Raw genomic sequence first — 14,824 nt, 5'->3', positions numbered from 1 at the left:
AAAATGCAACCCCTGAATGCATTTTGCTTTGAATTAATATTTTAGCATTTCGGCAGCGCATCAAAATGCGCCAGTCCTCCTTCGGATGTTTCCCTGTATTTGCTTTGCAGATCGATGCCGGTGTTGTACATGGTTTCCACCACCTCGTCGAAACTGATGCGGTGACGCCCGTCGGTCAGCAACGAATAATTGTTGTGGGCAACAGCACGCTCGGCAGCAAAGGCATTTCGTTCGATACACGGGATCTGAACCAGTCCGGCAACCGGGTCGCAGGTAAGTCCGAGGTGATGCTCCAGTCCCATTTCGGCCGAATATTCAATCTGGTTGATACTGCCACCCATCATTTGCGTAGCGGCTCCCGAGGCCATAGCACAGGCTGTGCCCACTTCGCCCTGGCAGCCCACTTCGGCACCTGAAATCGATGCATTGGTTTTTACGATGTTCCCGATAAGGCCGGCTGTAGCGAGTGCCCGCAAAATGGTTTTCTTTTCCATTTTGTGCACTTTTCTGAAATACTGAAGTACCGCAGGCAATACACCACAGGCTCCGCAAGTGGGAGCGGCCACAATTTTTCCTCCGGAAGCATTTTCCTCCGAAACCGCCAGCGCAAAAGAAAAAAGCTGCGAACGGCGTTTAAACGGTGTGGCAAAGTTTTGTCCTTTTACATTGAAGGATGCTGCTTTTCTTGGGAGCCGAAGCCCGCCCGGCAAATTTCCGTCGGTGGCCAGACCTCTTTTTATACTGGCCAGCATCACTTCCCAAACTTCATCCAGAAAATCCCAGATATCGCTTCCTTCATACTCCTCCACGTATTCCCAGAATTGCTTTTCATTCCGGTTACACCAGGTCATTATCTCCTGCATGGTGCTGTGCGGATAGATGCTGGTTGTTTCCGATTCGGTAAAATCATCGATCAAGGCACCGCCTCCGACACTGTAACAGGTCCATTCATCCAATACAGCACCTGCTGAATCAAAAGCTGTAAATTTTAGGGCATTTGGATGGCGGGGAAGAAAGGTTTTCGGTTCCCACAAAATCTTTAGCTCCCCCCCGGCAAAGGTTTGCTCGATCACATAATCGGTAAGGTGACCTTTTCCGGTGGCAGCCAGACTGCCGTAAAGTACGGTTTCAAAACGACAGGCTTCCGGGTTCTTTTCCAGGAATTTAACCGCTGCTTTTTTCGGACCCATTGTATGACTACTGGAGGGGCCGTGCCCTATTTTGTATATTTCTTTGATCGATTCCATATTTTTTTCAAAAATCCTGCAAATGAAAATGACTATTTCGAGAAATGCAATGACTTGACTTCAAATTTGTGAATATTTTTTTGACCTTTCCCCTTTTCAGAATGTTGTGTTGTTTTTCTTTTGGTTTGCTGTGGGTGAAAAGTATCTTTTAACCCAAAAGCTGCTGGTAAAGCAGGTAGTTTTCTTCGTCAAAAACACAAAAGATAACTTCGTCTATCTGATTCTTCTCTTTTGCAAAATGCCGAACCGTTTGAATGGCGATTTGTGCCGCTTCTTCTTTGGGGTAGCCATAAACTCCGGTGCTGATGTTGGGAAAGGCAATGCTTTTTACCTGGTGGTTTTCGGCTATTTCAAGACATCTCCGATAGCAGGAAGCCAGTTTCTCCGCCTCGTTGTTCCGTCCGTTGTAATACACCGGGCCAACCGTGTGGATTACAAATTTTGCTGGTAACTTATAGCCCTGAGTTATTTTAGCATAGCCGGTTTCGCAGCCATTCAGTGTGCGGCATTCTTTCAGCAATTCGGGTCCGGCAGCACGGTGGATGGCGCCATCTACTCCGCCGCCACCCAATAAGGTTTGGTTGGCGGCGTTTACAATGGCATCCACTTTTAGCCGGGTGATATCTCCCCGGTACTGGCTTATTCTGGTCATGATTTCAAATTTTCCTCTAAATTACAAAACTGCTTAGAAGCCCAGAAATCGTTTGGTGTTAACATTTGCTATCAAATCAAATTCGTTCCCAAAAGCTTCTTTAAAATCTTCGAAATATTGTTTTAAAGTGGGCCCGAAAAACTGGGTGAGGTAAAAATCGGAACCATACAATATCTTCGATTTTTCGTAATCGCTCAATTTGTCAAAAAAGTTGTTTTTGAATGTTTTCAATTCCTCTTTGATGGAGAAGGAAAGTTTTTGGTCAACAGGAGATTCAATCAGCATTCCTTCCGAAAAACAGGACAGATCGGTGTATGCATTGGGATACGCGGGGTTCTTTATCAAATCAAAGATCGCTTTCGACCAGTTGTCGATAAAACCGGCACGGTAAAGCGCATTCCAAACCTTGGCACGTTCCGAAATGGTCAGATTTTCGCGCAGGTACATGGTGTTTTTCTTCTTTTTATAGGCCGCCAGCACCACGGCTTTGTCTTCGGCTGAAAGCGGCACAATGGCATCTTCAAAAATATCGGCATCCACTTCCCTGAACTTGATAGCGTAATTCACGTATTCCATGATTTGGCCGCTGCCACCAAAGTGTGCAAAGTTGATCTTTAGGTTTGGATATTTCCGAAGCACCATTTCCCACAATTGCGGGTGGTTTAGTTTTTTGGCCCGTTCTTCAATGGCTTCGCCAATGTGGCGGCTAAAGAAACGGTAATCGAAACGCAGCGGTTTGTCAGGTTTTACAATGTTGTTGTTGAGCAGCACGTCGCCTCTAACTTCCAGAATGGTGGAGAAACAGGCAAAACCCGCGTTGGAGTTATGAACGGTAATCGGAATCTGGTGCTGCTGGCAAAGCGCGTAAACGCCTTGCTGTGTGTCGGTCCCCATTAATACCGGATCGGTGGGAGAGAAGCCCGCCGGAGCGTATAGTTTTACCCCGTAAAACAAGGCATCATCAGCCAGAATTTTTTCTTTGAGTTTTTCCACGGTGTTGACCAGTCCCTTGTACTCGCGGCGCGGGTCTACCCCAAAGAAAGGTTTGATCTGTTCGTATTTGGCCGACAGGTATTCCAGATCAGTGATTTGCTGGAGGTAGTTGGCATTGTCAAATATCTCGACTTCCTCGTCAGATTTCACTTTGAATTTTTTATGAAAGGCTTTCACCTGCTTCTGAACTTTGTCAATGGCATCTGCCAGTTCATCGTTGTCGTATTTTCGCCGAACTACCGTTTCTAGAACGGGAAGAACCACGGCGCGCAACAGCCAGAACACACTTTTTATGCGACGGCGGTAACGCTTGTTGTGGTTTTCTTCATCGTCGTTATCATCGGCATAGGTCAGGTCAAACATCAACGGAGTGCTAATGACTTCACCTTGGTAAACAGCTTCCAGTGCCTTGTAAACGTCCTCACTCGATTCCTTCGTAACATCGGCCAGTACGTGGCTGATTTCGTCAATCTTGTATTTGAGCGCGGGGCCCGAAAGTTCACCGTCCACCATATTCTTGATAGAAAGCAGCGATTGAACCACATTGACCAGTTTCCGGATAACCACATCTTTGTTAAAGATATGGCAGTGCACATCGTAATAAGTTGTCATTTTGAATTTGATTTAATGGATTTAACCCATTCAAATTAAGGAAAATGAGAAAGCCAGTCAATAGAATGAATATGAATAAGGGAGATAAGGCTTTGGGCTTGGGTGTGTTTTAGGCTTCCAGAAGTTCCCTGATCCGGTCGGCAACTTTTTTCCCCAGCTGGCGGCTACCTTCATCAGTAAAGTGGACATTGTGAGGCAGTTGTATCTCTTCGAGTCTTGGCACTGCAAACAAATACAGATCGTTTACCGGAATGTCGTTTTTCAACATGATCTTACGCGCCACTTTGTTGTATTTTTCTGACATTCCCGGATCGCGTAAAGGTCCGTCAACTTGATCGGGGTAAGGCGTGGTGGTGGCAAACATCAGTTTTGCTCCGGTGCTTTTCAGAAAATCCACGATTATTTCCAGGTTTTGCTTGTACTGTTTTAAATCGGCCTGCAACGGGTCGTTTGGATCGGTGCTGTTTTTCCCGGTGGAAGCCTCCACGTGTTTCAGGTCGTGAAGCCCGAAATTAAAATGAATAAGATCCCATTTTGTGGTGCCTGTCCAACGCGCCATCTCCTGAACTCCCTTGGTGGTACCCTCGCAGTTTTCGGGTGTATTGTTGTCTTTCATCGGGCGGTGAACCTTGGCAATGTCCAGTAAAAGACTTTGGACATAAGGTGTATAGCCGATCGAAATGGAATCACCGAGCAGAAGGACTTTTTTTAACCCACTGTTCTGAAGACGGATAAGTTCGGGAAGAACTAAAACGGGTGACGCAGCCAGGGTGGTTTTCAGAAAAGTTCGTCTGTTGTTCATTTGAATAGGCTTATGTTGGGATAAATTTCGTACAAAATGGATTAAAAACGAAATTCAATTCATACAAAAACATTCCTGATTCCAGGTATTCACCAACAGAAAGAAATAGATCATTTGTACCCGGCGGAAACAGAAAATCCCGTGCGGAAAGGCATTTAACACGGTACGATCGATTCCGCTGCGGGAAATTGCATTCCGCTCTGGAAAAATGCATTCCGCAGTGGTTTATCGCATTCCGCAGTGGTTTTATCGCTTTCCTCACTGGAAAATCGCATTCCGCTACGGAAAATTGCGATCCGCTATGGTTTATCGTATTTCGCGTTGGTTGGAGCCGGTTCGCCGCCGAATTTTCCATTTTTGGGATGGTATTGAATATCATCCTGACAAAAACATTCTTTCTTTTGCGTTCTTTGGGTTTATACTTGGCGCACTTTGCGTGAAATTTGCATTTTGGGCGCTCCTCCGATTGTGTCTTGAGGAACATTCAGAAAAAAAGGATGCCCGGAAGTTTCTTTTTATGGTTACTTTTGAGAACATTCAAAACTTTTTTTAAATCCTGATCTATGAGAACTCACCTTCTTTTCTTTTGCCTGGTTGTTTTTGTGCTTGTTACTGCCTGTGAAGAACAGGAAGTAAAATGGCCTGAGGCAACGCAAACTTCAAAACCCTGGACCCGCTGGTGGTGGATGGATTGTGCGGTTGACAGCGCCAACATTTCGCGGGAGCTAGCGGAACTGGCCGAAGCCGGGATTGGGGGAGTGGAGATCACTCCGATCTATGGAGTGGAAGGAGAGGATGATCGCGCGATTGAATTTCTTTCGCCTGAATTTACCGATGTTTTGAGTTTTACAATTAAAGAAGCCGGTAGGCTGGGAATGGGAGTGGACCTGCCACCGGGAAGCGGCTGGCGTTGTGGTGGACCGTTTGTACCGGCTGAAAAAGGATTGTGGAATTTGAAGATCGAGGAAAAGAAAAGGGGAAAAGATGCTTCCGCGTATGCGACGAATGCTTTGCAGAATGGCAATAAAGTAAAGAGGCCTGCCCAAGGTGGCGAAGGCCTGGCAATTGATACCTATAACAAGGAAATAACAGAGTGGTATCTCGAAGAATTCTGGAAAAGGCTGAATGTTCCGGAGGGGAAACTGCGTTGCTTTTTTCATGATTCTTTTGAATACACCGGCGATTTTACGCTAAGTTTTGAAGCGGAATTCAAAACGCGGCGGGGCTACGATTTAAACGAGGTATTGCATCTTCTGGCTAACGATAGCATAAACCCTGAATTAACGGCCCGTGTAAAATCGGATTACCGCGAAACGCTGGCCGACCTGGTTTTGGAGTCCTTTATTCAACCAATGACCGAGTGGGCGAATCACCACGGAAGCCTGAACCGCAACCAGGCGCACGGATCGCCCGGCAACCTGCTCGATCTTTACGAAGCGTGTGACATCCCGGAAACCGAGTTTTTCAGGCAATTGGCGGAAGGCGAACCTCGTTTGTTTATCCAGAAATTTGCATCGTCGGCCGCACACGTGAGCGGGAAAAAGCTGGTTTCTTCCGAAAGCTTTACCTGGCTCGACGAGCACTGGAAGGTAACTCCTGCGGAAATGCTCCGCGCTGCCAATCGTTTTTTCCTGGCTGGCATCAACCATATGTTTTTTCACGGAACCTGTTATTCGCCCGAAGATGCCGAATGGCCGGGGTGGTTGTTTTATGCTTCGTCTCAGATTAATAACCGGAACCCGCTGTGGCGCGAAATGCCTGTTTTGTTTCAGTACATTGGCCGGGTACAAAGCATGCTGCAACAGGCAAGCCCCGAAAACAATGTGTTGGTTTACTGGCCTTATTACGATGTGGCTGCCGCCGAAGGGAAATTGTTTAAACACCTCGCCGTTGGTTCGCCCACCGAATGGTTCTACAGCCAGCCCATAGCCGGTCTTTCGAAACGTTTGATGAACGCTGGTTACAGTTTTGATTACATTTCGGATAAACAGATCGGCGCCTGCAAAGCGGAAAACGGATCGGTGCTGACTTCGGGAAATAACAGCTACGAGGCCATTGTAGTTCCTGCAACCAGCTATATTCCGCTGGAAACCATGAAGCAGCTGATTGCTTTGCAGAAAAACGGGACAAAGGTTTATTTTGATGAACGCTTGCCACAGTTGGTGCCGGGTTATGCGAACTGGAAAGAGCGTGAGGCGGAATTGGTTTCGCTGAACAATGAGCTTGACCCCGGTTGGGTAGGAGACGCGCTTCAATTGTTAAATACAGGGAAAGTTGCCGGCGAAAATGACCTGGCCGAAAAAGGTTTCTATTTCCTGAAAATGAAAGACGCGGAGGAGGATGTTTATCTGGTATTCAATTTTCAGAACAAAAGACTGGATGAATGGGTGGAGCTGAATGCTGTGGCAAAAGAATATGTTTTCATGGATCCGATGAGCGGAGGTATTACCAAAGCCAAATCGAAAGGACAGAAACTGCGTTTGCAGCTTGAGCCGGAAGAATCGGTGTTTATTAGGTGTGTAACAAAAAAGGCGGATGTGAAAGCGCATTCTTATTTTAATCCGGACGGGAAAAAGACGGACATTGACGTACGCTGGCATTTGTCGTTTTGGGAAGGAGGCCCCATTTATCCCGGGGATATTGATATTTCGCAATTGCAATCGTGGACCGAGGTGGGAGACCCTGAAACTGCGCGCTTTGCCGGTACCGTACGTTATTCTGCCAATTTTGACTGGGAGGGTGAAAGTACTGCCTGGATTGACCTGGGAAAAGTGTATGATTGTGCCCGTATTTCGGTGAACGATAAAGATTTTGGAACATCTCTGGGGCCGGTTTTTTTGTGGAAAATTGACAACCTGAAACCGGGACCGAACCGAATTGTTGTGGAGGTGAGCAACGTGGCGACCAACCGCATCCGCGACCTTGATCAAAGAGGGGGGAGCTGGAAAAAATTTAAGGACATCAATTTTGTCAATATCGACTATAAGCCTTTTGATGCTTCTGAATGGCCGGTGCAGAAAGCCGGAATACTGGGGCCGGTGGTTATGTATTCAGAATAACAAGCGGGCGTAAAAACAAAACCCGGATATGATCACTTCATACCCGGGTTTTGTTCTTTTCTTGAAAAATGATTACTCACTGGCCGGAGAAAACGGTTTTACTTCTATCACTTTAATCGCGAAAAGAAGTGTCTCGTACGAATCGATTACCGGCGGGCTACCATAGATTCCATAAGCAAGATGAGATGGAATAATAAATTCGGCAATCATATTTTTTTTCATAATTGATAAACCATCGTTAAATCCCTCAATTAAATTCTCTAAAGGATAAACAAATTCCCATGATTGACTGGAATCAAACATGCCTCCTCCGTTTATGTGGTAGCCATTGTAGGCAATGGTAATGGTGTCTCCGGGTGCAATTACCGGTCCTTCGCCTTCTTCTCGAATAACGTAATAAACCCCCAAAGCAGTGGTGTCAACGTCTAAATCGTCATCTATCATAGCTGTGAGCAAGGCTTCGCGTTCGGCTTGTTCGAGGACTTTTGTTCGCGCTTGTTTTTGTTCTTCTTCGGTAGTCTCCAAACACGAGGTAAGAGCGATAGCCGTCAGGGTGATCAGGGAAACGATAATTGTTCTGATTTTCATGGCATTATTTATTTACTATTTTTTTCAGCGGCGAATTTATCCTTTTTATTTTTTATTGGCAACAGCAAAGAATGAATGCGATCAAAGAGTTATTCCGGTTTGTAGAAGAGCGAACTTTAGTAATTGTATTTGGAGTCAGGAATATCTGTTTGGAAAGCTAGTGGAACTGAAGTCTTGTGATGCTGTGTTGTTGTTGGGGGAAACCTTCGATATTCAGTATAAAAACAAAAAATCCCGGCGTCCACTCCGGGATTTAAAACTTTTTGTTGCGTTTTTATACACTTATTAGGGTTTGCGAAGGCAAATATATGTATAAAGTGATTCTGATATTTTTCTGAGCTATTAATTTGAAGGTTTAAAATGCTGATTTTTTCAGGTTATAAATTCTGAGTGAACTCCCTTCAATGTGTGTTTAAAAATCAGACGTGCAACCGCAATGCAAAAGGCACCCCAATTTTCATTGACCAAACTTTTGGTCTTCAGCGCGAAGGATCAACAGCAGTGTTTTTGCTAAAATCAATCGGGCATTTAAAATCCTTATTTGATTCAGTGGCTGTTTAAGAACCAAATTTGAACGGCGTTGTTCCTTTGTTAAACTGAACATTTTTTTCATGAAACATACCAATCAGTTAATACACGAAACATCACCTTACCTGTTGCAACATGCGCATAACCCGGTAAACTGGCAGCCCTGGAGCGAAACGCTGGTAGAAGAAGCAAAAGCCAGCGGCCGGTTAATCCTTGTCAGCATAGGTTATGCAGCTTGTCATTGGTGCCACGTAATGGAACACGAAAGCTTTGAAGACGAGGAAGTGGCGGAAATAATGAACAAGCATTTTGTGTGTATAAAAGTCGACAGGGAAGAAAGGCCCGATGTGGATCATTATTACATGAGCGCCGTTCAGTTGATGGGGATGCAGGGAGGCTGGCCCTTAAACGTAATTGCCTTGCCCGATGGCCGTCCGATATGGGGCGGAACCTATTTCCCTAAAGAAGTGTGGGTGAAAAATGTGCAGGCGGTAGCCGCTTATTACAACGAAAACAAAGAGAAAACACAGGAATACGGTGCGCAATTGGAAGACAGTATTCAACGTTTGTCGCTTTCAGCCGGCATTGAAGACCCAACACCGGTTGACCGACATTTGCTGAAACAGGGAGTGGAAGCCTGGAAATCACGTTTTGACAGGAAAGAAGGCGGCCGTTTGGGAGCGCCCAAATTTCCGATGCCTGTAAATCTAGATTTTCTGATGTACTATGCCTGGGTAAAAAATGACGATGTTACCCGGGAGTTTGTAAAAACTACGCTGGAGAAAATGGCCCGCGGTGGTATTTACGACCAGGTAGGAGGCGGTTTTGCCCGTTACTCGGTGGATGAAAACTGGAAGGTTCCTCATTTTGAGAAAATGTTGTACGACAACGGGCAGTTGCTCAGTACCTATTCCAAGGCTTATCAACTTTATAAAAACGAGGAATTTAAGTGGGTGGTGTATGAAGTGGTTGATTTTCTGGAACGCGAAATGCTGGACGAGTCAGGTGCTTTTTATTCGTCGCTCGATGCTGATAGCGAAGGTGAAGAAGGACGGTTTTATGTCTGGAAAGAAAATGAGCTGAAGACTTTGTTAGGGGATGATTTTCCCTTGTTTGCTGCCTGCTACAATGTGAATTCAAAAGGATACTGGGAGCACGGCAACTACATTTTATTACGAAATAATTCTGATGAGGAGTTTGCCGCGGACAACGGTATGAGCGCTGAACATTTGCAATGCCTGCTGGCAAAATGGAAATATAAGTTGTTAAAAGAGCGTTCGAAGAGAGTGCGGCCCGGGCTGGATGACAAAACACTGACCTCGTGGAATGCACTGGCCATCCAAGGACTGGTGGATGCTTACAATACGTTCCGGGAAGTTCGGTTTTTGGAACTGGCCTTGCAAAATGCGCGCTTTATCCGCGAAAACCAGTTGATGTCTGACGGGAAGCTTTGGCACAGCTGGAAGAAAGGCAAAAGTACAATCGATGGTTTTCTGGAGGATTATTCATTGGTGATCCAGGCTTTTCTGTCACTGTTTGAAACCACCGGAGATGCAAGCTGGGCAGAATCGGCCGACCAAATGATGACTTACGTAAGCAATCATTTCTACGATGAGGAAAGAGGCCTTTTCTATTTCTCAGATAAACAGGCAAACACCAGCATTGCCAATCATTTTCAGAATGAAGACAATGTAATTCCGGCTTCCAATTCGATGATGGCCAATAACCTGCATCGCATGTGTCTTTTGTTTGGGCGGCCTGAATACCAGGAAATGATACCCGGAATGTTGCCATACATTGTTCCGAATTTCACGCGCTACCCAATGGCTTACGCCAACTGGGGAATGCTGATGTTAAAACTTACGGAGCCCTATTTTGAGGTAGCTGTGTGCGGCATTAATTCAAACATTCTTCTGAAGGAAATGAAGAAAGACTATCGCCCGAACGTGTTGTGGGCGCATTGCAATACCGATAGCCAGGTGCCTTTGTTGAAAGACCGCTTTGTGAAGGGCGACGATTTGATATATGTATGCAGGGAAGGGGCTTGCCAGTTGCCGGTTAGAACTTCAGATGAAGCCTTAAAACTTCTCAAAGTATGAAAGAAGTTCGTTTCCTGATTGTTGGGCAGGGCTTGGCCGGGACCATGCTGGCTTTTGAAATGCTCGAACACAACATTCCTTTTCGGATCATAAGTTCGCCCAATAAAAGCAAAACTTCGCTGGTGGCTGCCGGAATGATCAATCCGTTGGTTTTTAAAAGATTGACCAAGAGTTGGATGGCGGATCAGGTGTTGCCAGTTATGCACAAGCGTTACCGGGAGTTGGAGAATCTACTTTCGGCTTCCTTTTTCTTTGAGAAGAAAATACTAAAGCCATTGTCGGAACAGGAAATGCAACTGTGGAAAGAGAAACAGGAAAAGCCTGAATTTTCGTCTTTTATTGAATCCGTTTTGACAAACTCGCCGCTGACTTCTCTGGTCGGTTCGCTGGCGTACGGAATTGTCAAAGGTTCGGGGTATTTAAACCTGGTTGTTTTTCTGCAGTTAGCCGAACAGTATTTTCGAGAAAAAGGTTGGCTGCTGGAGGCCGGTATTCAGTTAAATGAGAACATTCCTGATTTTTTTGAAGTGGAAGATATCAGGGCTGAAAACATCGTGTTTTGCGAAGGTTATCATTTGGCGGAAAACCCCTTGTTTCAGTTGGTGAAAATGAACCCGGCGAAAGGCGAGGTTTTGCAGATTTACGCACCCGATTTGCCGGAAGAGTTTATTCTGAATAAGCGGGTGTTTGTTTTGCCTGTGGGCAACCACCGCTTTAAAGTAGGGTCTACCTACGAATGGGATGATTTGAGTGAAACGCCGACAGAGAAGGGAAAAAACTCGATCACGGAACGACTCGATAATCTGATAAAAACAGACTATACCATTGAAGAACACTGGGCAGGAGTTCGCCCCACTGTAGCGGATCGCCGGCCGGTGCTGGGAGTGCATCCGAAGCACAAAAATGTGTTTGTATTTAATGGACTGGGAACAAAAGGCGTAATGCTGGCGCCCTGGTTGGCCCGGGAAATGGTGAAATATCTGAAGGGTGAAATCCGGAATTTACCACCGGAAGTGGATATTCATCGCTTTGTATAAATAGCGGTGTTTGGGTATTTTCTGAGTTTGTAATTTTCAGAACCGCTGGTTTCACGTATTTTTGTTTCACCTAACTATAACCGTTTTTTATGATCCGTAACTATTTCCTCCCGCTGGTGCTTATTTTCCTGTTGAAGTTTTCGTATGCCCAGGAATCCGAAACAACGAGTTTCCCTGAGATTGGTAGTACGCGAAGTGCCGAACCGTTTTTGTTTTCAACATCCACACTTACCGCCCGCGATGCGCCTTGGGTATTGAGTTACGGCGGCAGTTACGGGAATAATCTGAGCCGCGGCTTTGGATTCAACGGCGTCGATCAGCAACTGGGGGTAAAAGGGTACCTGGGTCGTCGGTTTACCATGCTGACCTACGTTTCGCTCGGAGTGGCAAGTGCCGATAATTCGGTGGTGAGCGCGCAGCGGGCCGAGATTATTCGCGACCTGGTAGGTGGAAAGAAGACGGAGGGACTTCGTTTGGGAATAGGCGGTGGATTGAGCCGCGATTATGGCGGTGTATTTTCAGTTGTGTGCCGCACTACCGGTGCTTTGGAAAGCAGACGTTGGAAACTGGCCGGTAATCTGCTGTTTGAAAAGGCACTTTCAGGAAATCGTGATAAAGTAGATGTGCTGACCAGCCTGGGAGTTCAGTATAAAATTACCGATCATTTTTTTGCCGGCGTTGAGGCCATTGGCGAAGACCTGGAAGGATTGTGGGAGGAGGAGGAAGCAGAGGGCGGTGCCCGAATGATGTTTGGCCCTTCCCTGAACCTGGTCCCGGATCGTTCCCGATTTTCATTTTCGCTGTCGGGCGGGCCTGCAGTTTACCTTACGCGGAGCGTGGTTACCAATCCGGATGCTATCCGGGATCTTCCGGGAGAGAACGGAATGACTGTCAGGGCACGCGTGATCTTTAGCCTTTCGGGCTCCTAAGATTTCAGCAAAAGAAAACCCCGAAAGTAAATACCTCCGGGGCTTATTGATTGATGCTATTTTTATCAATTCATTAGTTTCATTTGAAGGTAGCTGTATTGCAACGCAGCCATTTTAGCACGTTGCTCGTTGGTGGAAGCTCCGGCATGTCCGCCTTCTGTATTTTCGAAGTAATAGACTTTGTAGCCCATTTCACTCATTTTTGCTACCATTTTGCGCGCATGTCCCGGGTGAACCCTGTCGTCGCGGGTTGATGTGTAGAAAAAGACTTCGGGATACTCCATGCCTTCTTTCAGGTTCTGATAAGGAGAATATTTTTTGATGTATTCCCATTCTTCGGGGATGTCCGGGTTTCCATACTCAGCCATCCAGCTGGCACCTGCCAGCAGTTTGTTGTAACGCTTCATATCAAGCAGCGGAACGGCACAAACAACCGCATTGTAAAGATCAGGTCTCTGTGTAAAACCTACGCCTACCAATAATCCACCGTTACTGCCGCCACTGATTCCGAGTTTTTTAGGCGATGTTATTTTACGGGCGATTAAATCTTCGGCTACTGCAAAATAGTCGTTGTAAATACGCTGGCGGTTTTCTTTTAATCCGGCCTGGTGCCATTTAGGGCCAAACTCACCTCCTCCGCGAATGTTGGCCAGTACGAAAACGCCGCCTTTTTCGAGCCACGAAGTTCCGGTAATGGCACTGTAACTCGGAAGTCTTGGAACTTCAAATCCTCCGTAAGCACTGATCAGCGTCGGATTTTTTCCGTTCAGTTTTATGTCTTTGTGGCTTACCACAAAGTAGGGGATCATGGTGCCGTCTTTCGAAGCAACTTCAAATTGCTGTACCTGGTAATCTTCAGTCGCAAACCATGATTTCAGTGCTTTGACTTTTACAAATTGTCCGGTTGCTGCATCTCCTTTGTACAAAGTGGAAGGCATCAGGAAATTCTGGAAATAGAAAAAATAGGTGTCGCTATCTTCGTCGGCCGAACCAAGCGAAATATTGCCCAGTTCCGGTGCGTCGATTTTTTCTTTTTGCCAGGTTCCGTTGTAGGTGTATTTGTAAAGTTCGCTTTTTACGTTGGTAAGCATGTTTACCAGCAGCACGTTTTTGGTAGCGTTTGTTTCGGCAATACTTGAGCGTTCATCGGGGCGAACGATCAACTGGTAGTTGGTGCCTCCTTTTATCAGATCGGCATAAGGGATACTGATCATATCGCCTTGTTTGAACGAGTTGCCGCCAATGTTCCAGTCCGATTTCAGGCTAAGCAAAACCTGCTTGTTGAAAATTCCGCTAAGCTCAATGTCTTCCGGCAATTCTGGTTTTACAAGTTCCCCGTTTTCAATGATGTAATAGCTACCCGTATAAAACGAGGTACGCTGGGTAATAATCTGGTAGGTTTTGTCTTTTGTATGTGTGGTATAGCCCCAAATTCCCATGTCGTCTTCCTTTCCGTCAAAAACAAGTTGGGCATTTTTCAGATCGGTGTCGCGCTGCCAGATTTTCACCTGTTTTGGATAGCCCGATGTGGTTACGCCATCGCCAAAATCAGTCGAAACCATCAGGGCATTTTTGTCGATCCAACTGGCACTTCCTTTTGCTTCGGGAATGTAAAATCCATTTTCGATAAACACTTTGTTAATGGCATCAAATTCACGGATCACCACGGCATCGCCGCCGCCTTTCGACAGGTTTACGAGGAAACGGTCGTAATCGGGGTACAAGCCCGACGCTCCTTTGAATACATATTTCTCGTTGTCCTGTTTAGAGAGCGCATCTACGTCGATCACGGTTTCCCAGTGCGGGTCTCCGCTCAGGTAACTTTGCAAGGCTGTGCGTCTCCAAATTCCCCGCGGGTGTTCTTCATCTTGCCAGAAATTGTACACCAGGTTCCCAATAATTGACGGACTCGCAATTCGGTCGGTGGAGTTGTAAATCTCCAGATCCTTTTCATACATTTCCTCGTAGCCGGGTTGGCTCATAAGTACCTTTAGGGTTTTTTCGTTCCATTCTTCCACCCAGTTCAGCGACTTCTCTGCATCAACGTCTTCCAGCCAGAGATATGGATCATCTTGTGCAAAATTTACCTGCGTCATAATTGCCAGTAAAATAACTAAGAATGTTTGTTTCATACGATTTATTTGTTTGTTTTTCCTGAATATTCAATCATATAATTTTAGTAGTAAATATACTTCTTACGGTTTTTAGTAAGAAAAACTTACTTCCCATTACAATTTCAAACGAAAGATTGTTTGAAATGATGTACAGGCTAAGCAGT

Annotated in this window: 10 protein-coding genes; 4 read left to right on the top strand and 6 right to left on the bottom strand. The window is 45.8% G+C overall.

All coding sequences use genetic code 11. From position 1 onward, the window contains the following. Positions 1-41 precede the first annotated feature (41 nt). From INQ51_RS08400 to INQ51_RS08385, 4 genes are all read right to left on the bottom strand, one after another. A complete protein-coding gene (locus INQ51_RS08400) occupies positions 42-1,247 on the bottom strand; it encodes an L-serine ammonia-lyase (protein WP_233377527.1) in 1,206 nt (401 codons plus the stop codon). Positions 1,248-1,395: 148 nt separating this feature from the next. Next, the gene (locus INQ51_RS08395) at positions 1,396-1,899 is read right to left on the bottom strand and encodes an O-acetyl-ADP-ribose deacetylase (protein WP_233377526.1); all 504 of its coding nucleotides are present in this window, start codon (positions 1,897-1,899) and stop codon (positions 1,396-1,398) included. Positions 1,900-1,932: 33 nt separating this feature from the next. After that, positions 1,933-3,504: an amidohydrolase family protein gene (locus tag INQ51_RS08390; RefSeq protein WP_233377525.1), complete on the bottom strand. Its 1,572-nt coding sequence runs from the start codon at positions 3,502-3,504 to the stop codon at positions 1,933-1,935. A gap of 109 nt (positions 3,505-3,613) precedes the next feature. Then, entirely contained in the window at positions 3,614-4,306 is a 693-nt protein-coding gene (locus INQ51_RS08385) for an SGNH/GDSL hydrolase family protein (RefSeq protein WP_233377524.1), read from the bottom strand. A 563-nt stretch (positions 4,307-4,869) separates the two neighbouring features. Between INQ51_RS08385 and INQ51_RS08380 the strand changes: the two genes are divergently transcribed. After that, positions 4,870-7,365 carry a glycosyl hydrolase gene (locus INQ51_RS08380; protein ID WP_233377523.1) on the top strand — a complete coding sequence of 832 codons (2,496 nt, stop codon included), beginning with the start codon at positions 4,870-4,872 and terminating at the stop codon, positions 7,363-7,365. Positions 7,366-7,437: 72 nt separating this feature from the next. On the opposite strand, the gene INQ51_RS08375 is transcribed toward INQ51_RS08380, so the two are convergent. Next, the gene (locus tag INQ51_RS08375; protein WP_233377522.1) at positions 7,438-7,953 is read right to left on the bottom strand and encodes an FKBP-type peptidyl-prolyl cis-trans isomerase; all 516 of its coding nucleotides are present in this window, start codon (positions 7,951-7,953) and stop codon (positions 7,438-7,440) included. A 611-nt stretch (positions 7,954-8,564) separates the two neighbouring features. On the opposite strand from INQ51_RS08375, the gene INQ51_RS08370 reads away from it, so the two are divergent. The 3 genes from INQ51_RS08370 to INQ51_RS08360 all read left to right on the top strand — a co-directional run bounded on the left by INQ51_RS08370 (position 8,565) and on the right by INQ51_RS08360 (position 12,546). Next, positions 8,565-10,580 (top strand): thioredoxin domain-containing protein, encoded by a 2,016-nt coding sequence (locus INQ51_RS08370; protein ID WP_233377521.1) that lies wholly within the window; start codon positions 8,565-8,567, stop codon positions 10,578-10,580. Then, on the top strand, positions 10,577-11,617 hold the full coding sequence (locus tag INQ51_RS08365) for an NAD(P)/FAD-dependent oxidoreductase (RefSeq protein WP_233377520.1): 1,041 nt from the start codon (positions 10,577-10,579) through the stop codon (positions 11,615-11,617). The genes INQ51_RS08370 and INQ51_RS08365 overlap by 4 nt, the downstream gene beginning before the upstream one ends. Before the next feature lie 89 nt (positions 11,618-11,706). Beyond that, positions 11,707-12,546, top strand: a complete 840-nt coding sequence (locus INQ51_RS08360) for a hypothetical protein (RefSeq protein WP_233377519.1) — start codon at positions 11,707-11,709, stop codon at positions 12,544-12,546. A 65-nt stretch (positions 12,547-12,611) separates the two neighbouring features. Here the strand turns inward: INQ51_RS08360 and INQ51_RS08355 are convergent, their stop codons facing one another. Beyond that, a complete protein-coding gene (locus INQ51_RS08355; RefSeq protein WP_233377518.1) occupies positions 12,612-14,678 on the bottom strand; it encodes a prolyl oligopeptidase family serine peptidase in 2,067 nt (688 codons plus the stop codon). Positions 14,679-14,824 lie beyond the last annotated feature (146 nt).

It is taken from the genome of Maribellus sp. CM-23 (assembly GCF_021354595.1).
GTDB lineage: Bacteria > Bacteroidota > Bacteroidia > Bacteroidales > Prolixibacteraceae > Draconibacterium.
The sequence above is the reverse complement of the archived record's forward strand: the minus strand, read 5'-3'. Positions and strand labels throughout refer to the sequence as shown.